A 23,664-nucleotide genomic window follows, 5' to 3' on the forward strand; every position below is an offset into this window, starting at 1 on the left:
GGGGGCAAAGGCGCATTTCTCGTTCACGCCGGAACATGCGGTGGTGCTGGCCGATGACTGAACTGTTCCAACGCTTCGGGGGCTGGCTGGCCTCGTTTTTCATCATCCTCGTGGCGATCTGGCTGGTCGGCATGGTGGTCGCGCCGAACCTGATGACGCTGGACTATGCGCTGCGCCCGAACCTGCCGCCCGCGCAGATCGGTGGGCCGGATGACAGCTATTCGCTGTCGAACTTCGCCTATCTGGCGAATGAGGCGGTCCATCGCAGCATCTTCTTCAAAACTATCTGGGCCAGCGGGGTGGTGACGCTGACCACTTTTGTCGTCTGCTACCCGATCGCCTTCTGGATGGCCCAACGCGCCACGCGGACGCAATTGTCGCTGGCGCTGATGGCGCTGATCATTCCGTTCTTCGTGAACGAGGTGCTGCGGACCCTTGGCTGGTATATCATCCTTGCCTATCGCGGCCCGTTGAACGCGGCGCTTCTGGGCATCGGGATGATCGACCGCCCGATCCGCTGGCAGGGCGATTTTGGCGTCCTTGCGGGGATGGTCTATGCCTATATCCTGTTCATGCTGCTGCCGATCTACAACGCCATCGAAAGCCTTGAAAAAGCGCAGCTAGAGGCCGCCCGCGACCTTGGCGCGCCGGTCTGGCGAACGCATCTGCGGGTGGTGATCCCCCATGCCAAGGCCGGCATCGCCACCGGCTGCGTCTTCACCTTCATGCTGGCGGCGGGGTCTTATGTTGCGCCCGCGCTGCTTGGATCGCCCGGCAGCCGATGGTTCACCGAGATCATCTATAACTGGTTCTTCGAGGGCGGCGACTGGAACCGGGGGGCGGCCTATGCGCTGGTGCTGCTGCTGCTTTGTTTGGCGGTCGTCCTGATCACGCTGCGGCTTTTCCGCGTCAATCTGGCGGATGTGGCGAAATGAGCGGGGCGGATCGGATCTTCAAGGCGCTGTTCGTCTTCTACATCGCGGCCTTCGCCTTCTATCTCTTCGCGCCGCTGTTGATCATGAGCGCGGCCTCGTTCAACACCAGCCGCTTCCCGACCGTGGTGCCGTGGCAGGGCACGACGCTGGAATGGTTCAAGGCGATGTGGGCCGACCGGGCGATGTGGGAGGCGTTGTGGACATCCGCAGTGATCGCCTTCTTCGTCGTTCTCATCTCGGTCCCCGTCGGCACGGCGGCGGCCTTGGTGCTGACCACGCTGCATGCGCGGGCGCGCAGCTTCTTCTATGCGCTGATGGTGTCGCCCCTGTTGACGCCGGGCGTGGTCATCGGCATCGCTACGCTGATCCTGTGGCGGCAGGTCGGCGTGGGCGGCGGCCTGATTCTGGTCGTGGTGGCACAGTCGAGCTTTATCATCTGCTATGTCATGCTGATGGTGGTCGCGCGCCTGCAACGCTTCGACCGCACGCAGGAAGAGGCAGCACTTGGCCTTGGCGCATCTCGGGTGATGGTGTTCCGCCGGGTGCTGCTGCCGTTCCTGCGGCCTGCTTTGCTGGCCTCTGCCGGGCTGGCGGTGCTGCAATCTTTTGAGAATTACAACACCACCCTGTTCGTGCGGGGATTTGAAACCCCGCTGACGGTCTTCATCGCCACCAAGGTCCGCACCGGCCTGACGCCAGCGGTCAATGCGCTGGCCCTGATCATGATCGCTGCGACGATCATCGGTGCCATCGCCTATGAGATCGCCCGGCGCAGAAAGGCGAAGGCCGCGGCAGAGTGACAGCTTAAGGCGTCGCCGCCTGAATTTTCCGGGTCAGAAGGTCAACCACCGTCTGGCCCGGCAGCCGCGAGGTCATGGCGTTCGCGCTGCCGTCGTCGCCGTAGTTCGAGAACCAGCTCATCACATAGGCCTGCCCGTCGTTCCAGACGATCACCGCGTCCAGCGTCCCGGCCTGCTGACCGTCCTTGTCCTTAACATCGTAGCGTATCGTTTTTGCCGCAACGCTCGCCCAATCCGGCATTGAAGTTGTCACCTGTGATGCAGGTTCAAGGCTTAGCACGTCATTCGTCTGCAACATGAATTGCTGGGTCAGCAGTTCAAGCGAGGCTTCAATCGGGGGTTCTGTCGGGGCTGGTGATGACACCATCCAGACCAGATTGCGCACGATCTTGTCGGGCTGGTGAAGCAGATACAGTTCCTTCAAACCAGTCCGTCCGTCGAAATCGTTGAAGACCACTTCGAACGCCGTCGGCACCGGCAATTCGCTGCGCGTGCCATTGATGACCAGCGGAACCATCTCTGCCGCCTCGGCATAGCCGTCCGCCCGACCATCCGTAAAACGGATATTGCCGATGACGGGGGCAAGACGCTCGGCGGTGTCCTTTGCAAGCACCTCAAGATCATCCAGCGTCGCCTCCGCAGGGATCGGGCGCAGGAAATGCTGGGCCAGAATGGTATGGCCGCGGGTCCGGCAATCACTGAAGGCAATCTCGTTCGGCGTGCCATCCGGTCCGGGGCGAAAGGACAGGATTTGCGTATGCGTCCCGTCGGCCGCCGCATCGACCGCCCGCATCCCGTAGCCAGCGCTGGTCACGGCAAAGACACATAGCCGCTGGGCCGAGCCGGTATAGCGAAGCTCATAAGCAACAATACTGCCATCAATGACTTCGCCCGGCACCGGGATCGTATATTTGCCCGCGATGATCATTCGCCCCAGATTTTCGCTGGCGGGCTGGTCCGGCAAATGGATCGATTCCGTCGTCGCGTCTTTGGGAAGATAGGTTCGGAAGATGAGGTTTGGCGGCCCCAGATCGAACTCGACCGGCGTCCAGCGCTGCTCTGCCGCCTGCTTGTCGTTCCAGCGAACCGGCGGAACCACATCGCCCCGCAGATCCGCAAGCGCGACAGAGGCAGAGGCCGCGCAGAACAAGCCGATGACGAAGCCTGCCTTGCCAATGCCGATCATCCGCCGCCTCTTTTGCCTTGCTGCCAAAACGAGCCTAGCGGCTCGTGGGCGTCCCGTCAGTCCTTTAATGACACCGCTTCAGCCGGTGCGAAGTGTCTGCCGCAGCCAGTCCGGTGCAAAGGTCAGTTCCTGAACTCCGGCCAGTGGCATGATCCGCTGACATTCGGCCTCGATCGCCGCTTGCCGGGCTTTGCCCATGCGAACCCCCTGTTCCGGCCAGAAGGCGCGCACGGCCAGCGTGCCGCCTTCGCGTTTGACATCCATCCTGCCGATCAGACGGTCGCCCTGCATGATCGGGAAAACATAATAGCCATACTGACGTTTCGGCGCGGGCACGAAGATCTCGATGCGGTAGGTGAAGCCGAACAGCCGTTCGGCCCGTGCGCGGTCGCGCAGCGCCGGATCGAAGGGCGACAGCAGGCGAACCCGGGATGTGGGCGGCGGCAGGGTGGCCGCCTCTTCGACAAGCCCGGGGCGGGCGAAGCTGCGGCGAACTGCGCCGTCTGCCGTTTCCACATCGATCTCGATGATCCGGCCCTCGGCCAGTGCGCGGGCGCACCATGCCTTTGCCTCGTCGCGGGTGGCGATTTCAAAGAATGCCGCTAATTCGCCGCTGGTGGCAAAGCCAAGCCGGTCCAGCGCGGCATTCATCGTCCAGTCAATGATTTCGGCCTCGCTCATTCGCGTGTCGCGCCATGTGGCGGGGATCACCCTGTCGCAGAGGTCATAGTATTTGCGAAACCCCTCGCGGTGACAGATCGCCAACTCGCCCGCGCGCCACAGATATTCCAGCGCGGTTTTCGACGGATGCCAGTCCCACCATCCGGTCGAGCCACGCGGCTCGCCTTCGCCGACATCCATCGAACAGGCCGGGCCATGCGCCGCGACATGGGCGCGCACCGACTCGATTTCGGCATCCCATCCTTCGCGACGCCATGCGGGCCAGCGCTGATGCATCCGCGCCCGGTCACGGTCGAATTTCAACCGCCACATCGGATAGAACTGCATCGGCACGATGGCGGCATCATGGGTCCAATGCTCGAAAGCGGTGCGATGGCGGGCGACCAGATGTTGCAGCGCCTTGGGCCGATAGCGCCCGCGCCGCGACCACAGGATCAGGTCGTGGGATCGGGCGAGGGTGTTGACGCTGTCCACCTGAACAAAACCAAGCGCGGTCAGAACCTCCATCAGATCATCGCCCCGGCCCGCTCCTCCGCCCGGCTGCAACAGCAGGTGGCGGTCCAGAAACAGGCGGCGGGCGGCGGGGTTGGTGAGCAGGGGGCGGGTCATGTGGAAAGACTAACCGGCGGTGCGGAACTTGCAATCGGGGCCGGTGCGCGTCAGACAGGGGCGGTTCACGGTGCGGGCAGCGATGCCAATCCGCTCTTGCCCAGTGACATGTTGTCGTGATTGGCTCTGCCAACGCGAGTCTCGCGCGACGGGCAGGGAAGGAAAGTCGATGCAGAATCAGGAAGGGACCGGAAGGGTGGAGCGTCCCGAGCCGGTCCCGCGGACGCCCTATGGAAGGCTTCCCCTGATCAGCGATATCTCGGCCGCGCGCTGGCTTCTGGTCTTCGTGATCGGCGCGGCGATCTATTTCTTCCACGGCTTCCTTGTCCCGGTTCTGGCGGCGATGATCATCGCCTTTGCAAGCTGGCCGCTGTTCCGGTGGGTGCAGGAAAACACCAGTATCGGGCGGCTTGGCGCGGCCTCGCTGTTCGTTCTCGTGATCGTGATGTTTCTGGTCGTGCCGATCAGCATGGCGATGATCTTCGCCTTCGAGGAACTGCGGAACTGGATCGGCTGGGCTTTCGAGGTCAACGCCCTGGGCGCAGCGACGCCCGAATGGCTGGCCGAACTGCCCCGCATCGGCGACTGGATCGACGAGCAGTGGATGAAGTTCGTGGGCCGACCGGGTGCGATTGCCGAATTCGTGCAACTGACCAGCGGCAACACCATCGCTTCGATCTATCGCAGCATCTTTGCCGCCGGAAACATCGCGTTTCACCTGCTGCTGAACCTGCTGTTCATGCTGATCGCGCTTTTCGTCTTCTACAAGGATGGCGATAAAATCACCGCGCAGATCGATCTTGTCGGCGCCAGGATACTGCCCCTTCGGTGGGAACGGTTGTCGCGCGTGGTGCCGCTGACCATCAGCTCGACCGTGACCGGGATGACCCTGATCGCCCTTGGCGAGGGCGTCATTCTGGGCATCGCCTATTGGATCGCCGGGGTGCCGTCGCCGGTTCTTCTGGGGATCATCACCGGCTTCATGGCGCTGATTCCCGGCGGCGCACCTTTGTCCTTCACGCTGGTTTCGCTGTATCTGGTGGCCAGCGGGTCGCCGCTGAACGGGGTGCTGCTGTTCATGTGGGGCGCGATCGAGCTGTTCATTGTGGACAAGACCATCCGGCCAGTTCTGGTCGGCGGGCCGGTGAAGCTGCCGTTTCTGCCGACCTTCTTCGGGCTGGTTGGCGGGGTGAAGACCATGGGCATCGTCGGGCTGTTCGTCGGGCCGGTGCTGATGGCGCTGCTGGTCGCGATGTGGCGTGAATGGCTGCGTGAGATCCGCGAGCATCCAAGGATGCCGCGACAATAGACGCAACGCCTGCGGGCGTTGCATCGGCTGTTTTCGCAACAAAATCGCACAGGTGCGGATTGTGCCAGCAAATGCTGGGATTGCGGTTGCACAAGGCGTACACCGGCGGAGCACAGCATGTGCACAGGCTGTACACCGCTTGCGAACGGTGGGTGTTGCGTTGAGGGATTCGGTGCGTGCGGAGCACGCACCCTACCGTGGTTTTGTCGGGGGAGTGGTGGGCCGGAAGCCGGTCTATCCGCGGCCACCCATTCTTGGGGCGCCGAAGACGCGGGTTCGGGCGAAAATGTCTTCAAGCTGGTTCAGGCGCTCTTGCACCTGATCGGGAAGGTGGCCCTGAACTTGGGCCAGAAGCGCCTCGACTACGACCATCAGGGTGGCGGTGGAATCCCAAGTGGCGGGCATCTCGATCCGGCAGGGCAGGCTGTGGCGGGCATGGGCGGCAGCGGGGGAAAGCCAGCGGTCGGTGATCAGGATCACCTCGGCCCCCTGACCCGCGGCAAGTTCGGCCAGATGGACGGCGTTCGTCTCATAGCGGCGGATGTCGAAGATCACCACCACGTCGCCCGCGCGCATGTCCAGCAGCGCCTGTTGCCAGTCGGTCAGATGGTCCGCCAGATAGGTCACGTCCGGGCGGATCACCCGCAGCAGCGTTGCCATATAATCGGCATGGGCATGGGTCAGCCGCCCGCCCATCACCGCCACCTTTCGCGAAGGATCGGCCAGCATCGCCGCCGCGCCGTTGAAATCTTGCGCCGGGATTTGGCCGATGGTGGCCTCGATATTGGCGACGACCTGCGCGGCGAAGGATTGCAGCGGATGGGCCTGCGGTTCGCGGGCGCCTTCGGGCAGCGAAAGTGGCGCGACCAGCAGGCGTTCAACCTCGGCCCGCAGCGCCGCCTGATAATCCGAATAGCCGCGAAAGCCCAGCTTTTGGACCAGCCGGACGATGGTGGGTGACGACACCTCGGCGGCCCGCGCCAGTGTGGTGATGGATCCAAGCGCCGACATCGGGAAATGCGACAGGATATGGGTCGCGGCCTGACGCTCGGCCCGGGTCAGATCGCCCAGAGAGGCGCGCATCTTCTGTTCGATGTTCATGGCTGACAGCCTTCCGATTCACACAGAAACGTTTGTAACAGAAATTATTGTTCAGAAAAATTCTTGACAGAAGCGGTGAAGGAAGCCGACGCTGATCCAAAAAACAGGGAGACGAGTCGAATGATGACATCGATTGCGTCGGGGGCCTTTCCTGAGGGATCTGTCCCGCGACAAGCTCCGTTCGGACCCGTGGTGGCGCGATGAGCATGCCGCGCGCTGCCGTCGCTTTCGTTCATATCGTCGAGACGGTGAATACCCGCATCGGGCGTGTCGCCATGTATCTGATCTTCGTTCTGGCGGGCGTGCTGTTATGGTCTGTCATCAGCAAGGCGTTCTTCCGGCCTGCCTTGTGGACGCAGGAAATGGCCCAGTTCACCATGGTCGGCTATTTCGTCCTTGGCGGGGCCTATTCACTGATCCTTGGCGCGAATGTGCGGATGGACCTGCTTTACGGGCGCTGGTCGCCGAAGATGCAGGCGGCGGTCGATTGCATCACCATTTTCGCGCTGATCTTTTTTCTGGCCGTCATGCTGTGGGGCGGAATCGAAAGCACGATCTATGCCTTCGAGGTGAACGAACGCTCTCGCACCGTCTGGCGGCCCTATATGGCGCCGATCAAGATCGTGATCTGCGTCGGCGTGTTCCTGATGCTGCTGCAAAGCATCGCCTTTTTGATCCGTGACATTGCCACTTTGCGCGGGGAGCGGATCTGATGCCCTATGAATATATCGCGATTGCCATGTTCGCGGGCATGATGGCGATGCTGTTGACCGGGCAGAGGGTCTTTGCCGGGATCGGCTTTGTCGCCGTGGTCGCGGCGATCATGCTGTGGGGTGATCGAGGCGGGCATGACATCGCCTTCACCAGCACGATCAAGCTGATGAACTGGTATCCGATGCTGACCCTGCCGATGTTCGTCTGGATGGGTTACGTCATGTCGGAAACCCGGCTGGCCGACGATCTTTACCGGATGTTCCATGTCTGGTTCGGACCCGTTCCCGGCGGTCTGGCGATTGGAACGATCCTGCTGATGGTCCTGGTTTCGGCGATGAACGGGCTTTCCGTGGCGGGGCTTGCCATCGGCGCGACCATCGCCCTGCCCGAACTGTTGAAGCGCGGCTATGACAAGCGGATGGTGACGGGGATCATTCAGGGCGGCTCGTCGCTGGGCATCCTTGTGCCGCCCTCTATCGTGCTGGTGCTTTATGCGATGATCGCGCGGCAGCCGGTGGGGCAGCTTTGGCTGGCGGGGATTTTCCCCGGTCTGCTGATGGCGGGACTGTTCCTGCTTTATGTGGTGATCCGCTGCCGGATCAATCCGGCGCTTGGCCCGGCCTTGCCGAAATCGGAATTGGCCAGCATCTCTCGCGCCGAGAAATACCGGCTGCTGACGGCAGGGGTCCTGCCGGTGGTGATCTTCCTGTCGATGATGGGGCCGTTCGTTCTGGGCTATGTCAGCCTTGTCGAAAGCTCGGTCATCGGGGCGGCCATCGCCACGCTGGTTGCGCTGGTCAAGCGGCGGCTGACCCGCGAAGTCTGGGAGAAATGCATCGTCAGCACCCTTGGCGTGTCCTGCATGTTCATGTGGATCCTGCTGGCGGCGCTGGCCTTTGGTGCGGTCTTTGACGGACTGGGCGCGGTGCGAGCCATCGAGGCGTTCTTCCTTGAGGATCTGGGCCTGTCGCGGTGGGAAATCATGATCCTGATGCAGGTCTCTTTCCTGCTGATGGGGATGTTTCTGGACGATACCGCCATGCTGGTCATCGTCGCGCCGCTGTATATCCCGCTGGTCCGGGCGCTGGAGTTTGATCTGATCTGGTATGGCATCCTTTACACGATCACCTGTCAGGTCGCCTATATCACCCCGCCCTTCGGCTATAACCTGTTCCTGATGCGGGCGATGGCGCCGGATCAGGTTTCGCTGACCGATATCTACCGCTCGATCGTGCCGATCGTCGGGATCATGATCCTGACGCTGATCATCATCATGATCTTCCCGCAGATCGCGCTGTGGCTGCCCAATCAGGTTTACGGACAATGACACCATAAGGCGCGGCCCGAACCGCGCCACCACTCAACGGAGGTAACAATGACCACGACCAGACGGAAATTCCTGTCCACCGGCGCGCTTGCCGGGGCAGGGGTGCTTGCCGCCCCCGCCGTTCATGCACAAGCCGCGCCGATCAAATGGCGGATGCAGACCTATGCCGGCGCCGCCCTGGGCGAGCATGTCTGCAAGCCCGCCATCGACCAGTTCAACAAGATCGCCGCCGGGCAGATGGAGATCGAGCTTTACTATGCCGACCAGCTTGTCCCCACGTCCGAGTTGTTCCGCGCCATGCAGAACGGCACCATCGACGCGGTGCAATCGGACGACGATTCCATGCAATCCCCGACCGAGGTGACTGTCTTCGGCGGCTATTTCCCGTTTGCGTCCCGCTATAGCCTCGATGTGCCGGTGCTGTTCAACCAATACGGTCTGAAAGAGATCTGGGAACAGGAATATGGCGCGGTGGGCATTCAGCACATCTCGGCCGGGGCATGGGATCCTTGCCATTTCGCCACGAAAGACCCGATCAACAGCCTTGCCGATCTGGACGGCAAGCGCGTCTTTACCTTCCCGACTGCGGGCCGGTTCCTGGCGCAGTTCGGCGTCGTGCCGATGCAATTGCCGTGGGAGGATATTCAGGTCGCCTTGCAGACCGGCGAGCTGGACGGCATCGCATGGTCCGGCATCACCGAGGATTACACAGTCGGTTGGGCGGATGTGACCAAGTATTTCCTGACCAACAATATCTCGGGCGCGTGGATCGGGCATTTCTTTGCCAATGCCGACCGCTGGAACGAGGTGCCGGATAATCTGAAACTGCTGATGCAGGTCTGCTTCGAGCAGTCCCATTATTACCGGCAATGGTGGTATTGGGGCGGCGAGGCGGATCTGCGGGTGAACGGGCCGAAGCTGGAACTGACCTCGATCCCCGATGCCGAATGGGCGACGGTCGAAGAAAAGGCCCGCGAATTCTGGGACGAGATCGCCGCAGAATCCGAGGTCAAGGCCAAGGTGGTCGAAATCGTCAAGAAATACAATGATGTGATGGCCAAAGCCGGGCGACCCTACCGCTACGGCTGATAGCCTGCACATGCGCCTGCCGGGCCGGAAACGCCCGGCAGGCTGCCTGAACATCCATTTCAGTTGACGAGATTCACATGCCCGCAAACCTGACCCTCAAGGCGCTGCAAAAGGCCTTCGACGCCGGAGAGATCGACACCGTTCTGGTCGTCGCCCCCGACATGCAGGGTCGCCTGATCGGCAAACGCTTCCACGCCGCCTTTTTCCTCAACGGCGGGCACGAGGAAACCCATTGCTGCAACTACCTGCTGGCGCTGGATATGGAAATGAACACCGTTCCCGGCTATCGCAGCGCCGGGTGGTCGCAGGGCTATGGCGATTACGTCATGAAGCCCGATCTTTCGACCTTGCGCCTGCTGCCGTGGCTGCCGGGCACCGCGATGGTGATGTGCGATCTGCTGGATCACCACACGCATGAGGAAATCGCCATCTCGCCCCGCGCCATTCTAAAGCGTCAGGTGGCCCGCGCCCGCAAGATGGGGTTCGAGCCGATGATGGCGACCGAGCTGGAATTCTATCTGTTTGAAAATAGCTATGAAAGTTTCCGCGATCAGGGTTTTGGCAATCTGACCGCCGTATCGGCCTATAACGAGGATTACCACATCTTCCAGACCACCAAGGAAGAGGATGTGATGCGCGCGATTCGCAACGGCCTGCACGGCGCGGGCATCCCGGTCGAGAATACCAAGGGCGAAGCCGATAGCGGGCAGGCCGAGGTGAATTACCGCTATTCCGACGCGCTCGACACCGCCGACAATCACACGATCATCAAACAGGCGGTCAAGGAAATCGCCTGGGCGCGCGGCAAGTCGGTCACCTTCATGGCGAAATATGACACCGCCAAGGCCGGATCGGCGGCGCATGTCCACCAATCGCTGTGGACAGCCGACGGCAAGCCCGCCTTCCACGACCCGAAGGACGAACACGGCATGTCCGCGCTGATGAAGCATTTCGTGGCCGGGCAACTGGCGGCGGCGGCGGATATGACGGCGTTTCTGGCGCCCTATGTGAACAGCTATAAACGCTTCACCGTGGGACAATTCGCGCCGACCAAGGCGGTCTGGTCCATCGACAACCGCACCGCGGGCTACCGGGTCTGCGGCGCGGGCACCAAGGCTGTGCGCATCGAATGCCGCATCCCCGGATCGGATGCCAATCCCTATCTGGCTTGCGCCGCGCTGCTGGCGGCGGGTCTGGACGGGATCGAACGCAAGCTGGACCTGCCCGCCCCGGCGGCGGGCGACATGTATCACACCGATGGGCTGGCCGAGATTCCGCGCAATCTGCGTGACGCGGCGGCGGTCTTGAAGGCGTCCGACACCTATCGCAAAGCCTTTGGCGATGAGGTGGTTGACCATTACCACCACGCCGCCGAATGGGAGATTGCCGAGACCGACCGCGTGGTCACCGATTTCGAACTTCAGCGCCTGTTTGAACGCTCATAGGCGTTTCCCCAAGAGGATAAGATGACATCGATCAAACTGATTTCCCCCGTGGATGGCTCGGTCTATGCCGAGCGGGTTCCGCTGACCCTTGATGCGGCGCGGGCAGCGGTGGCGCGCGCCAAGGCGGCGCAACCTGCATGGGCCGCGCGCCCGCTGGACGACCGGATTGCGCTGGTCAAGGCGGGCGTGGCCAAACTGACCGCGATGCAGGACCGGATTGCCGCCGATCTGGCCGGTCAGATGGGCCGCCCGATCCGCTTCGGCAAGGGAGAGATGGGCGGCGTCAATGCCCGCACCGATTATATGGCCGGGATCGCCGCCGAAACGCTGGCCCCGAAAATGGTCGAGGACAACGATGCCTTTCGCCGCTATCTGGCGCGCGAGGCGCTTGGCGTCGTCTTTGTCATCGCGCCGTGGAATTACCCCTATCTGACCGCGATCAACACCATCGTCCCGGCCCTGATCGCCGGAAATACCGTGGTGTTGAAACATGCCAGCCAGACCCTGCTGGCCGGTGAGCATCTGGCCGAAGCCTTTCACGCGGCGGGCATCCCCGAGGATGTGTTCCAGAACGTCGTGCTGGATCATGCCACGACCGAGACCCTGATCGCCGAACGGTCCTTTGGCTTCATCAACTTCACCGGCTCTGTCACCGGCGGTCAGGCGATCGAGCGGGCGGCGGCGGGCACTTTTGTGCCACTTGGGCTGGAGCTTGGCGGCAAGGATCCGGGCTATGTCCGCGAGGATGCCAATCTGGACGCGGCGGTCGATACGCTGATGGACGGGGCGATGTTCAATTCCGGCCAATGCTGCTGCGGGATCGAGCGGATATATGTCCATGACAGCCTTTATGACGCCTTTGTCGAAAAGGCCGTGGCATGGGTCAATGCGCTGAAGCTGGGCAACCCGAATGACGAGGCGACCACGCTTGGCCCGATGGCGAATACGCGCTTTGCAAAAACCGTTCGCGATCAGGTGGCCGAGGCTCTGGCCAATGGTGCCAAACCGCTGATCGATGCGGCGGGTTTTCCTGCCGATGATGGCGGGGCCTATCTGGCACCGCAGATCCTGATCGATGTGGACCATTCGATGCGGGTGATGACCGAGGAAAGCTTTGGCCCGGTGGTCGGGATCATGAAGGTCTCGGACGACGAAGAGGCATTGCGGCTGATGAATGACAGCCCCTATGGCCTGACCGCCAGCATCTGGACCGAAGATTACGACAAGGCCGCCGAAATCGGTGCCCGGATCGAGACCGGTACCGTCTTCATGAACCGTGCCGATTATCTGGACCCGGCTTTGTGCTGGACCGGCTGCAAGGATACCGGACGCGGCGGATCGCTGTCCTATCTGGGTTTCCTGTCGGTCACCCGCCCGAAATCATATCATCTCAAGAAGGTCTGACATGAGCGACAATCACGGCGTTCCCAGCCGGAACTGGACTTACCCGACCGCGATCAAGTTCGGCGTCGGGCGTATCGCCGAACTGGCCGAACATGCACAGGCCGCCGGGCTGAAAAAGCCGCTGCTGGTCACCGACAAGGCGCTGGCCAGCCTGCCGATCACTTCGACGGCGCTGGACGTGCTGGAGGCGGCGGGGCTTGGCCGGGCGGTGTTCTCGGAGGTCGATCCGAACCCGAACGAGGCGAATATGGCGGCGGGGATCGCGGTCTATCGGGCGGGCGGGCATGACGGGGTGATCTGCTTTGGCGGCGGCTCGGCGCTTGATCTGGGCAAGATGATCGCGCTGATGGCGGGGCAGCGGGCCGATCTATCGGTCTGGGATCTGGAGGATGTGGACGATTGGTTCACCCGCGCCGATGCCGATGCGATCGCGCCGATCATCGCGGTCCCGACCACGGCAGGCACCGGGTCCGAGGTGGGGCGCGCGGGCGTTTTGACCAATTCGGACACCCACAAGAAGAAGATCATCTTCCATCCCAAACTGATGCCGGTGGTGACGATCTGCGATCCGGCGCTGACTGTCGGCATGCCGAAATTCATCACCGCAGGCACCGGCATGGACGCGCTGGCGCATTGTCTGGAGGCCTATAGCTCGCCCATCTACCACCCAATGTCGCAGGGCATCGCGCTGGAAGGGATGCGGCTGGTGTTCGAGAACCTGCCGGTCGTCTATCGCGAGCCGGACAATCTGATGGCGCGCGGCCACATGATGTCGGCGGCGGCAATGGGCGCTGTGGCGTTCCAGAAGGGACTGGGCGCGATCCATTCGCTGTCCCATCCGGTCGGTGCGGTCTATGGCACGCATCACGGCACCACCAATGCCGTGGTCATGCCGATGGTGCTGGATTTCAACCGCCCGGCCATCGAGGACCGGATCGCGGCGGCGGCAGCCTATCTGGGCATCGCCGGCGGCTTTGACGGCTTCCGCGCCCGGATCATGGATCTGCGGGCCGAGCTGTCGATCCCGTCGAACCTGACCGCGATGGGCGTCGATCCGGCACGTCTGGACGAGCTGACCGAAATGGCACTGGAAGATCCGTCCTGCGGCGGTAATCCTGTCACCATGACGCGCGAGAACACCCGCGCGCTGTTCGACGCCTGCATGTAGAGAGGCGAGGGGATAGACCGCTTGACCTTATTGCGGGGCGATGTCGCTCTCTAGGGCGGCATCGATGTCGGGCTGATCGGTGCCGCAGGTGAAATCCGCAGCCTTCGCATCGGCCAGTTCACGGGCACGCTCATTCACGTTCTGGCCGCTCAGATAGCCGATGGTGCAGGCGCCGCCCTCGGCAGGTTGGCCGACGCGATAGACGGCCAGCAGTTCCGTGGTCCACTCACCTTCGGCATCTGCCAGAAACCAGCGCTGGATGGCGGCGTAGGGACGGTCTTTCGCGCCGTTGCGATCGATCCGCCATTCGATCTTGTCGCCAGCGTAGTTGAAGCGGCTAAAGGTCGGCATGCCGCGATCATTGGCAAAGCCAACCGTCACCGTCTGCCGTCCGTCGGTATCGGTCAGGAACACCGGATAATTGCCATATCCCTTGCAGACCCGATCAGAGGTCGGGCCTTCATCGCTCTGCGCAATCACATGGCAGTCTGCGGTCGGGTCAAATGAGGTGTATTCGCTGACGATCTCTGCCTGTGCGGGCAGCGCGATAAGCGTCAGGGCGCCAACGAGAAGGGTCTTATGCATCGTATTGAGGTCCGGTTCCTGCTTCAGATCAATCCCTTAACGCATCGCCCAAGCTTGGGGTTCAGCGGTTGGGGTTTTGTTGTTCACCCGCACGCGCATGGTCAGAGACGCCCGAAATGTCACGGTACCGAATGTTAATCTTCATGAAACCGACAAACGCCAAGGGTAGGGTGTCGCCCATAAGCTCAGTGAAAGCACATTTTTAGAGCCTAATCGCCGCGCCCCTCATCGGGCGCGGTTTTTCATTCGAGTGAGCAGAGATGATCTTAGAAGAAATTTATGATTCACTTATCAGCTTTATGAAAATAAATAAAAATATGATCATGCCGCCATGTTCTCCGCCGCATCTTGCGAGTGTCAGGCCTGACCGCAGACTGCGCAGGTCCGCCCGTGCCTCGTCACTCACGGCATACGCATAAATAACATTATGATATTCATTTAATTAATTGATTATCATTATAAATATAAGAAATGCGAGCGAGGTCTCCCTCGCCCGCATCCATCTTCAAGCGCTGCAAGCCACCGCCGGGACCGCCTTCCGGCGACCCAACCAGACCAGAGCCAACCCGACCGCTGCCAGCAACCCACCGGCAACCGGCACCGCAGCATAACCAAGTCCAAGACTGATGACCGCCCCGCCGACCGCTGCACCCACAGCGTTACCCAGATTGAACGCGCCGATATTGATCGACGAGGCCAGCCCCGGCGCCTCGGACGCCGCCTGCATCACCCGCATCTGCACCGGCGGCACGATGGCGAAAGCCGCAGCGCCCCAGATCAACAGCGTCACCGCAGCGCCCACATGGCTGCCGATCAGCAATGGTGCCGCCAGCATGATCACCGCCAGCGCCGCCAGAAAGATAGCCGCGGCCCCGTCCAGTGACCAGTCAGCCACCCGACCGCCCAGCCAGTTGCCCGCCGTAAAGCCAAGGCCGATCAGCATCAGCGACAGCGTGACGAACCCGCCCGAAGCCGCCGTCAACGTCTCAAGCATCGGCGCGACATAGGTGTAGAGCGTGAACATCGCGCTTGCCCCCAGCATCGTCGTCAGCATGGCGACGACCACTTCGGGCCGGATCAGCACTTTCAGCTCGCGCCGCACATCGGGACGCTGGCCGGGCTCGCCCTTGGGCAAGGCCATCCACAGCGCGGCAATCGCCAGCAGGCCCAGAACGGCGGTCGCGGCAAAGGACATCCGCCAGCCGATCTGTTGCCCCAACCAGGTCGCGGCCGGCACGCCACCGACATTGGCGATGGTCAGGCCCATGAACATCGTCGCAACCGCACTGGCCGCCTTGTCACGCGGCACCACGCTGGCCGCCACGACCGCGCCAAGGCCAAAGAATGCGCCGTGGTTCAGACTGGTCACCAGCCGCGCCAGCAGCAGCGTCCAGTAATCTGGCGCCATCGCCGACATCAGGTTGCCGATGGTGAAAATCGCCATCAGCGCCATCAGCGCAGTCCGCTTGCCGAACCGGCTGAACAGGAGTGTCATCACGGGCGCGCCAATCATCACGCCAAGCGCATAGGCGCTGACCAGCATCCCCGCCGTCGGGATCGACACATCGACCCCGTCCGCGATCACCGGCAACAGCCCCATCGGCGAAAATTCGGTCGTGCCGATCCCGAACGCTCCGATCGCCAGCGCCAGAAGCGGCCAGCGCGATCCCTGTTTCATGTCCTGCATTGTCGTCTCTCATCTGCAACCCGTTTCACAGGCGGACAGATACGCACCGACTGCGATCTTGATAATCACTCCGAAAACCACATTATCTGTGAAGCTATTTCATCAATCGAAGGCTGCGCGATGGATAACCGGATTGGCGAGATGCAGGTCTTTCAGCGCGTCGTGGATACCGGCAGCTTTTCCGAAACGGCTCGTCAGCTTCTGATGACTCCCTCGACCGTCAGCAAACTGATCGCCCGGATCGAGGCGCGGCTGGGCGTGCGTCTTCTGGAACGGTCAACCCGGCGGCTGTCGCTGACGCAAGAGGGGCAAATCTATTACGACCGCAGCCGGGCGCTGCTGGTCGATCTGGAAGAGATCGAGCATGACCTGTCCACCGGCGCGACCAGCATCAGCGGCACCGTCCGGGTAAGCAGTTCGGTCGGCTTCGGCATCGTCGCGGTCGAGCCGCTGCTGCCCGCCTTCTGGGAGGCGCATCCGAATATCGTCATCGACCTGTCGCTGTCGGATGAGGTCATCGACCTTTACCTTGACCATACCGATGTGGCCTTCCGCGTCGGCAGATTGCCCGATTCCAGCCTGACCGCGCTGAAGCTGGGCACGGCACAGCGGCTCATGGTGGCCTCGCCCGATTATCTCGCGCGTCACGGCACGCCGCAAACCGTGGAAGATTTGGCCCATCATTCCTGCCTAGGCCTTAATTTCCGCCGCTCCGGCCCGATCTGGCCACTACAGGACAGCGGGCGGGTTCAGGATCGCAACCTCTCCGGCCCGCTGATCGCGAATAACGGTGGCACGGTGCAGCGGCTGGCGCTGGCAGGGGCGGGAATCGGGCGGATCGGTGAGTTCCACATCCGCGAGGATCTGCGGGAAGGTCGGCTGATCGAAATCCTGCCCGAGGCGACACGGGGCGATACCGAGGATATTCACGCCCTCTTCATCGGCGGCGACAATATCCCGCACCGCATCCGCGCCTTTCTGGATTTCATGGTCCCGCGCCTGCGCGCGTTCCTTGTCGCGCCCTAGCGCAGCACCTTGCGGATAAAGATGCTCAGCGCCACACGCGCGGCGTCACGGTCATGTCGACCCGGCAGCCATCGCGCCAGATCGCCGACCAGCATCTTGCTGGCAACGCCGTAAGCATAGGTGTGGGCAATCGCGACCAGCGAATGCAAATCCTCGGTTTCGGCAAGCATCTGCTTGGCCTGCGCCCGCCGCAGCAGCTTCAGCATCAGATCATGGATCGACTTTTCGTAGCGCACCAGCTTTTCGCTGCCCTCGAACTGCGTCGCGGGCATGGCGCCGATGATCCGAAACTCTCGCGGATAGGTATAGGCCCATTCGACATAGGCACAGGCCAGCGCCTCGAACTGCGCAACCGGGTCTTCGGAATCGGCCTCGACCACGATGCGGATGCACAGGTCCTGAAGCAACATCAGCGCGCTTTCGGCCATCGCGCCGATCAGATGCGTCATGTCGGGAAAAAGCTGGATCAGCTCGGTCTCGGGCACATCGATCGAGCTCGCGACTTCGCCGACCGAAGGCATCTGCCCGGTCTCTGAAATCAACGTCGTCGTAGCCTCGACGGCCTTGGAATAGATACTGCCGCCTCGGCGCTGCACGGGTGTCATCTCTACCATTGATCCACAAGTCTTGCGGCGCGCCTTCATAAATCGCGACACGAAAACCGTTAATCAGCGAGCACTTCCAATGATTAGCACGAAATCGCCGCTATTCCCAACGGCGAACCGGCCAGCCTGTCTAAAAAGACGGTTCGATGCCCGCGTTCTAATCGCGCGGGCGCTTTGGCGCGACATCACGCAGATCGCCTGAACTCAGCACCGGCGCCGCGTCGATCCCACCTGCATCCAGCATCGCAGCGACCTGTTGAAGCGAGGCCAGAAGCTGCGATTGCACCGCCTCGTCCAGCCGCTCGAACGCCCTGACATAGCGTTGCTGCAGGGCATCCGGCGCGTCCTGCACCGCCGTTTCCCCGGCAGGCGTCAGGGTCACATTGGTCTGCCGTCCGTCAAGCTCGGACCGCATCCGGCTGACCATGCCGCGCGCAACGACCCGGTCCACAAGCGCGGTGACAGTCGCCTGACTGACGCCCATCTGCAGCGCCAGCGCCTTTGGGGTGGCGCTGCCGCCCTTGGCCGCCACGATTTGCAGAACCCGCAGTTGCGAAGGGGTAAGGCCCGCCGAATGCGCCAGTTCCCGCGAATAAAGCTCTGTCGCGCGCAGAATGCGGCGTAGCGCGATCAGGCTCTGATCGGTTCGGTCGCGGGATGTTCCGGTCATGGCATAACGGTGCCACATGCGGGGGCACGCTTCAATGATGAAGCGCGGCAACGTCGCGAACGCCGTGGCTTTACTGATCCCGCAACGTCTCTTTCTGGGTAATCAGCCGGGCCGAGTTCTGCCCCGACAGGAAGCTCCACAGCCAGCTTAGCGCCACGACCAGACGTGACCGCGTGCCGATCAGGAAATAGATATGCGCCAGTCCCCAGATCCACCAGGCCAGCCGCCCCCGCAACTGGAAGCGCCCGAAATCGATCACCGCCGAGTTCGGGCCGATCGTCGCCAGATTGCCCATATGGCGATAGCGGAACGGGCCGGGCAGGGGCTTTCCTGCCAGATCGGCCCGGATCATCGCGGCCACATGCTTGCCCTGCTGCTTGGCCGCAGGCGCGACGCCCGGCACCATCTTTCCGTCGGTCTCGACATGGGCGGTGTCGCCCAGCACGAAGATATGCGGATCATCGGGCAGGGTCAGCCGGTCTGAGACCATCACCCGCCCGGCGCGGTCGGTCTCGACCCCCAGCCATGTCCCGGCGGCAGAGGCTTGCACCCCCGCAGCCCAGATCACCGTGCGGCAGGGAATGGGCTTGTCGCCAATGACAACGCCGGCCTCACCCAGATCTGTCACGGGTGAGCCTGTCTGCACCTCGACGCCCAGCCGTTCCAACGACCGGGTCGCGTGGGCTGACAGCTTTTCTGGAAACGCCGCAAGAATACGCGGACCTGCCTCGATCAGCAGAACACGCGCCTTGGTCGTGTCGATGCGGCGAAACTCTCTGGGCAGGATACGGTGCGCCAGATCCGCGATGATCCCGGCTAGTTCGACCCCGGTCGGACCGGCACCGATGACGGCGAAAGTCAGAAATGCCTCGCGCTCGGCGGGATCGTCGGACAATTCGGCCGCCTCGAAGGCCAGCAGCAGACGGCGGCGGATCGTCGTCGCATCCTCCAGCGTCTTCAAGCCGGGGGCGTCTTTTTCCCAATCGTCACGCCCGAAATAGGCATGCGTCGCGCCGGTCGCCAAAACCAGATCGTCATAGGGCACCCGCCCGCCATCCTTCAGCAGCACCTCGCGGCGCTCGCGGTCGATGCCGGTCACCGTTGCCAGCAGCGTGGTCACATCGGGACGGTTCCTCAGCAGCCGACGGATCGGCCATGCGATTTCCGAGGTCGCCAGCAGAGTGGTCGCAACCTGATACAGCAGCGGCTGAAACAGGTGATGATTGCGCTGGTCGATCAGGGTGATCTCGCAACCGGCTCCCTTCAGGTCCTGCACCACTTGCAACCCGCCGAAACCCGCGCCCACGATGACGACTTTGCGTGTCATGCCTGTCTCCTGCTTTGACGGGCCGGTCTTGGGCCCGGTGGCGGGCCATGGATGGCAGTCCGGAAGAGAAAGGTCCAGCCGTGGCGTGGATCGGCTCTATATTCCGTGGTGTCTCAAGCCCGGTAACGGCAGCAAGCCGTCACGAACAAACATGTTCCATAATCTTGCTTATGTCAGGTTTCGATATGCCGCCGATCAATGCTCATGTTCCCGCATATCCGCGCAGGCTTCAGGAGGCTCGATCTCGATGGTCGCATGGTCGATCTGGAACTGCTCGGCCAGCATCTCCTTGGCCCGTCGGGTAATGGCGAAGTAATCTTCGCCCTCGACCACCAGATGAACCGAGGCAGCGTTTCGTTTTTCATCGATCTGCCACAGATGCAGGTGATGCGCGTCGCGCACGCCCGGCACAGATTTCAGCGCGGTCATAACGCCTGCCGGATCGCTGCCCGGCGGCGCAGCCAGCATCAGCGTGCGGAAGACCGGGCCGATTTCCGTTCCGACATGCCACAGGATTACCACCGAAATCGCCAGCGTCAGCAGCGGATCGGCAAGGTTCCAGCCAAAGGCCCAGATCAGCGCGCCGCCAAGGATCACCGCGACCGAGACGCCCGCATCCGCTAGATTGTGCAGGAAGGCCGCGCGGATATTCACGCTTTCCTTGGCCAGCCGCCAGACCAGCGCTGCCGTTCCCAGATCGACGATCAGCGCGAATCCGGCCAGCAGCATCACCAGCCCGCCCGCGACCTGAGGTGGCTCACCCAGACGGCCCACCGCTTCCGCCATCAGCCAGACCGACACCGCGATCAGCGCCAGATAATTGACGAAGGCCGCGACGACCTCGACCCGGCCCCAGCCAAAGCTCCAATCCGGGGTGGCGGCGCGGCGGGCAAGACGGCGGGCACCGAAGGCCAGAACCAACGCCATCGCATCCGACAGGTTATGGATGCCGTCCGCAATCAGCGCGGTCGAATCGGCGGCGATCCCGCCGATGATCTGCACCGCCGTCAGCCCCAGATTGACGACCACCGCCCAGCCGATTGCCGCATCGCCACCAAGCCCGTGCGAATGCCCGTGACCTTGGTGGTGATGCGAATGGCTCATCAGTGTGCCTCTGCCCAGTTCATCCCCTGCCCTGCATCAACGACCAAAGGCACAGACAGTTTCACCGCAGGATCGGCCGCGTTCTCCATCACGTCGCGGGCCACGGAAATCAGCTCATCCACGGCGCCGTCTTCGACCTCGAAGACCAGTTCGTCATGGACCTGCAACAGCATTGTCGCGGGCAGATGCGCGATGGCGGCAGGCATGCGGATCATCGCCCGGCGGATGATATCCGCCGCAGCCCCCTGAATCGGCGCGTTGATCGCGGCGCGGCGGGCACCACCGGCGGCGGGACCGCTTTGATTGATACCGGGGGTGTTGATCCGGCGACCGAATAAAGTGCGGACCGAGCCTTCGGCCTTCGCATCCGCCACCGTCCGGGCCATATAGGCGCGGATTTCCGGGAAACGCTCGAAATAGGTGTCGATGAAGGCCTGCGCTTCGGCCCGCGGAATGCGCAGATTGCGCGACAGGCCAAAGCCCGAGATGCCATAGATCACCCCGAAATTGATCGCCTTGGCCCGGCGGCGGATCATCGGATCCATGCCTTCAACCGGGACGTTGAACATCTGGCTGGCGGTCATGGCGTGAATGTCGATCCCGTCGCGAAACGCCTGTTTCAACGCCGGAATATCGGCGACATGCGCCAGAATCCGCAGCTCAATCTGGCTGTAATCAAGGCTGACCAGCTTATGCCCAGGCGTGGCGATAAAGGCTTCGCGGATGCGGCGCCCCTCGTCGCTGCGCACCGGGATGTTCTGCAGGTTCGGATCGGTCGAGGCCAGACGCCCGGTCTGCGCCCCGGCAATCGAATAGCTGGTATGGACCCGCTTGGTGTCCGGATTCACATAGGTTGGCAGCGCGTCGGTATAGGTCGATTTCAGCTTCGAGACCTGCCGCCAGTCAAGGATCCGCGCCGGCAGGTCATGCCCTTCCGCCGCCAGATCCTCCAGCACATCGGCGCTGGTCGAATAGGCGCCGGTCTTGCCGGTCTTGCCACCCGCCATGCCCATCTTGTCGAACAGAATTTCCCCCAGTTGCTTCGGGCTGCCGACATTGAATTTCTCACCCGCAAGCGCGTGAATTTCATCCTCAAGCTGGGCCAGCTTCTGCGCGAAGGCGTTCGACATCCGCTTCAGCACATCGCCATCGATGCGGATGCCCGCCATCTCCATCCCGGCAAGCACCGGCACCATCGGACGCTCCAGCGTCTCGTAAACCGTGGTGACCCGCTCGGACGGCAGCATCGGTGCGAAATGCTGCCACAGGCGCAAGGTTACATCGGCATCTTCGGCGGCATAGGGCGCGGCCTTGTCGATCGGCACCTGCGCGAAGGTGATCTGCGATTTGCCGCTGCCGATCAGATCCTTGATCGGGATGGTGCGATGGCCCAGATAGCGTTCGGCCAGTTCGTCCATGCCGTGATTATGGGTGCCCGCATTCAGCGCATAGGACATCAGCATCGTATCGGCGACCGGGGCCATGCGGATGCCGTGGCGGGCAAGGATCTTCCAGTCATATTTCAGGTTCTGGCCGATCTTCAGGATCGCCGGGTCTTCCAGCACCGGCTTCAGCGCCGCCAGTACCTCGTCCATCGGCAATTGCCCGGCGACACGCTGCGTCTGCCCGAAAAGGTCGTCGCCACCCTCGACATGGCCGACCGGCACATAGCAGGCCTTGCCCGGCGCGACCGCCAGACAGATGCCCGCCAACTCGGCCTGCATTTCGTCAAGGCTGGTGGTTTCGGTGTCGATGGCGACATGGCCGGTATCACGGATCGCCGCAATCCACGCCTCAAGCGCGGCCATATCCGTCACCGTCTCATAGCTGGCAGTATCGATGGGCAGGGCGGCAGGCGCGGCGGGTGCCTCGGACGGGGGTGCCGAGACCACCGCCGGAGCCTCTGCCCCCAGACGTTCGGCAACCCGGTTGGTCAGCGTGCGGAACTCCATCTCGGCCAGGAAGGTCAGAAGCTGATCCGCCACCGGCTCCTGCATCTCAAGGCTTTCCAGCGTGAAATCCAGCGGCGTATCGCAATCCAGCGTCACCAGTTGCTTCGAGATGCGGATCTGGTCGGCATTATCGATCAGGGTCTGACGACGCTTGGGCTGCTTGATCTCGCCCGCGCGTTCCAGAAGCGTTTCCAGATCGCCATATTCGTTGATAAGCTGCGCGGCGGTCTTGATGCCGATGCCCGGCGCGCCCGGCACGTTATCGACCGAATCGCCCGCCAATGCCTGCACGTCGATCACCCGGTCGGGACCGACGCCGAATTTCTCGACCACCTCATCGGGACCGATATCCTTGCCCTTGATCGGGTCCAGCATGGTGACGCCATTGCCGATCAACTGCATCAGATCCTTGTCGCTGCTGACGATGGTGACGCGACCGCCCGCATCGCGCGCCTTGCAGGACAGGGCGGCGATGATGTCATCGGCCTCGTAACCCTCGGTTTCGATGCTGGCGATGTTGAAGGCGCGGGTGGCGTCGCGGGTCAGCGGGAATTGCGGGCGCAGATCCTCGGGCAGTTCGGGGCGGTTGGCCTTGTAGGCGGGATAGATTTCGTTGCGAAAGGTCTTGGCCGAATGGTCAAAGATCACCGCCGCATGGGTCGGCGCATCGCTGCCGCGTTCGTCGGTGACGTATTTCCACAGCATATTGCAAAAGCCCGCCACCGCGCCGATGGGCAAGCCATCCGATTTCCGCGTCAGAGGCGGCAGGGCATGATAGGCCCGGAAAATGAAGGCCGAGCCGTCGATGAGATGCAGGTGGCTGCCCTTGCCGAAGCTCATGTCATGTCCTTTCGCGCTGTCGGCCTTTGTTGTGGCAGAAACAGCGGGCGGGGGCAAAGGGGCATCTTGCAGGGGGCGGCTGCCCGCCTTGCCAGATTTG

General features: G+C 62.4%; 20 protein-coding genes. 10 read left to right on the plus strand and 10 right to left on the minus strand.

Annotation, left to right across the window (positions count from 1 at the left end):
* Positions 1–53 precede the first annotated feature (53 nt).
* Positions 54–935, plus strand: a complete 882-nt coding sequence (locus JJJ17_RS15725; RefSeq protein WP_200688092.1) for an ABC transporter permease — start codon at positions 54–56, stop codon at positions 933–935.
* Positions 932–1,735, plus strand: coding sequence for an ABC transporter permease (locus tag JJJ17_RS15730; protein ID WP_200688093.1), 804 nt, complete (start codon positions 932–934; stop codon positions 1,733–1,735). The genes JJJ17_RS15725 and JJJ17_RS15730 overlap by 4 nt, the downstream gene beginning before the upstream one ends.
* A gap of 4 nt (positions 1,736–1,739) precedes the next feature.
* Here the strand turns inward: JJJ17_RS15730 and JJJ17_RS15735 are convergent, their stop codons facing one another.
* Positions 1,740–2,921, minus strand: a complete 1,182-nt coding sequence (locus JJJ17_RS15735; protein WP_200688095.1) for a hypothetical protein — start codon at positions 2,919–2,921, stop codon at positions 1,740–1,742.
* Between the two features lie 78 nt (positions 2,922–2,999).
* A complete protein-coding gene (locus JJJ17_RS15740) occupies positions 3,000–4,211 on the minus strand; it encodes a winged helix-turn-helix domain-containing protein (protein WP_200688097.1) in 1,212 nt (403 codons plus the stop codon).
* Between the two features lie 169 nt (positions 4,212–4,380).
* Between JJJ17_RS15740 and JJJ17_RS15745 the strand changes: the two genes are divergently transcribed.
* Positions 4,381–5,520, plus strand: a complete 1,140-nt coding sequence (locus JJJ17_RS15745) for an AI-2E family transporter (protein WP_200688099.1) — start codon at positions 4,381–4,383, stop codon at positions 5,518–5,520.
* A gap of 234 nt (positions 5,521–5,754) precedes the next feature.
* Here the strand turns inward: JJJ17_RS15745 and JJJ17_RS15750 are convergent, their stop codons facing one another.
* Positions 5,755–6,621: a MurR/RpiR family transcriptional regulator gene (locus JJJ17_RS15750; protein ID WP_234464147.1), complete on the minus strand. Its 867-nt coding sequence runs from the start codon at positions 6,619–6,621 to the stop codon at positions 5,755–5,757.
* A gap of 206 nt (positions 6,622–6,827) precedes the next feature.
* Here JJJ17_RS15750 and JJJ17_RS15755 point away from each other — a divergent pair, with 206 nt between their 5' ends.
* From JJJ17_RS15755 to JJJ17_RS15780, 6 genes are all read left to right on the plus strand, one after another.
* On the plus strand, positions 6,828–7,334 hold the full coding sequence (locus JJJ17_RS15755; protein ID WP_200688398.1) for a TRAP transporter small permease subunit: 507 nt from the start codon (positions 6,828–6,830) through the stop codon (positions 7,332–7,334).
* Complete coding sequence (locus JJJ17_RS15760; protein WP_200688101.1) at positions 7,334–8,662, plus strand: TRAP transporter large permease; 1,329 nt, start codon at positions 7,334–7,336, stop codon at positions 8,660–8,662. The genes JJJ17_RS15755 and JJJ17_RS15760 overlap by 1 nt, the downstream gene beginning before the upstream one ends.
* Before the next feature lie 48 nt (positions 8,663–8,710).
* Positions 8,711–9,751 carry a TRAP transporter substrate-binding protein gene (locus tag JJJ17_RS15765; protein ID WP_200688103.1) on the plus strand — a complete coding sequence of 347 codons (1,041 nt, stop codon included), beginning with the start codon at positions 8,711–8,713 and terminating at the stop codon, positions 9,749–9,751.
* Positions 9,752–9,828: 77 nt separating this feature from the next.
* Positions 9,829–11,196 (plus strand): glutamine synthetase family protein, encoded by a 1,368-nt coding sequence (locus tag JJJ17_RS15770; protein WP_200688105.1) that lies wholly within the window; start codon positions 9,829–9,831, stop codon positions 11,194–11,196.
* Between the two features lie 21 nt (positions 11,197–11,217).
* Positions 11,218–12,600: an aldehyde dehydrogenase family protein gene (locus JJJ17_RS15775; RefSeq protein WP_200688107.1), complete on the plus strand. Its 1,383-nt coding sequence runs from the start codon at positions 11,218–11,220 to the stop codon at positions 12,598–12,600.
* A gap of 1 nt (position 12,601) precedes the next feature.
* Entirely contained in the window at positions 12,602–13,768 is a 1,167-nt protein-coding gene (locus tag JJJ17_RS15780; RefSeq protein WP_200688109.1) for an iron-containing alcohol dehydrogenase, read from the plus strand.
* 27 nt (positions 13,769–13,795) lie between these two features.
* On the opposite strand, the gene JJJ17_RS15785 is transcribed toward JJJ17_RS15780, so the two are convergent.
* Both JJJ17_RS15785 and JJJ17_RS15790 read right to left on the minus strand, forming a co-directional pair.
* Positions 13,796–14,353 (minus strand): hypothetical protein, encoded by a 558-nt coding sequence (locus JJJ17_RS15785; RefSeq protein ID WP_200688111.1) that lies wholly within the window; start codon positions 14,351–14,353, stop codon positions 13,796–13,798.
* A 505-nt stretch (positions 14,354–14,858) separates the two neighbouring features.
* Complete coding sequence (locus tag JJJ17_RS15790; RefSeq protein ID WP_234464148.1) at positions 14,859–16,040, minus strand: MFS transporter; 1,182 nt, start codon at positions 16,038–16,040, stop codon at positions 14,859–14,861.
* Between the two features lie 120 nt (positions 16,041–16,160).
* Here JJJ17_RS15790 and JJJ17_RS15795 point away from each other — a divergent pair, with 120 nt between their 5' ends.
* Positions 16,161–17,066 carry a LysR family transcriptional regulator gene (locus JJJ17_RS15795; RefSeq protein WP_200688113.1) on the plus strand — a complete coding sequence of 302 codons (906 nt, stop codon included), beginning with the start codon at positions 16,161–16,163 and terminating at the stop codon, positions 17,064–17,066.
* On the opposite strand, the gene JJJ17_RS15800 is transcribed toward JJJ17_RS15795, so the two are convergent.
* The 5 genes from JJJ17_RS15800 to polA form a co-directional block, all read right to left on the minus strand.
* Positions 17,063–17,671 (minus strand): WHG domain-containing protein, encoded by a 609-nt coding sequence (locus JJJ17_RS15800; protein WP_200688115.1) that lies wholly within the window; start codon positions 17,669–17,671, stop codon positions 17,063–17,065. The genes JJJ17_RS15795 and JJJ17_RS15800 overlap by 4 nt on opposite strands.
* Before the next feature lie 157 nt (positions 17,672–17,828).
* Positions 17,829–18,341, minus strand: a complete 513-nt coding sequence (locus tag JJJ17_RS15805) for a MarR family winged helix-turn-helix transcriptional regulator (protein ID WP_200688117.1) — start codon at positions 18,339–18,341, stop codon at positions 17,829–17,831.
* A 70-nt stretch (positions 18,342–18,411) separates the two neighbouring features.
* Complete coding sequence (locus tag JJJ17_RS15810; RefSeq protein ID WP_200688119.1) at positions 18,412–19,668, minus strand: NAD(P)/FAD-dependent oxidoreductase; 1,257 nt, start codon at positions 19,666–19,668, stop codon at positions 18,412–18,414.
* A 195-nt stretch (positions 19,669–19,863) separates the two neighbouring features.
* The gene (locus tag JJJ17_RS15815) at positions 19,864–20,772 is read right to left on the minus strand and encodes a cation diffusion facilitator family transporter (RefSeq protein ID WP_200688121.1); all 909 of its coding nucleotides are present in this window, start codon (positions 20,770–20,772) and stop codon (positions 19,864–19,866) included.
* Positions 20,772–23,564: a DNA polymerase I gene (gene polA, locus JJJ17_RS15820; RefSeq protein WP_200688123.1), complete on the minus strand. Its 2,793-nt coding sequence runs from the start codon at positions 23,562–23,564 to the stop codon at positions 20,772–20,774. Before polA ends, JJJ17_RS15815 begins: the two co-directional genes overlap by 1 nt.
* Positions 23,565–23,664 lie beyond the last annotated feature (100 nt).

Source organism: Paracoccus caeni, assembly GCF_016629665.1.
GTDB lineage: Bacteria > Pseudomonadota > Alphaproteobacteria > Rhodobacterales > Rhodobacteraceae > Paracoccus > Paracoccus caeni.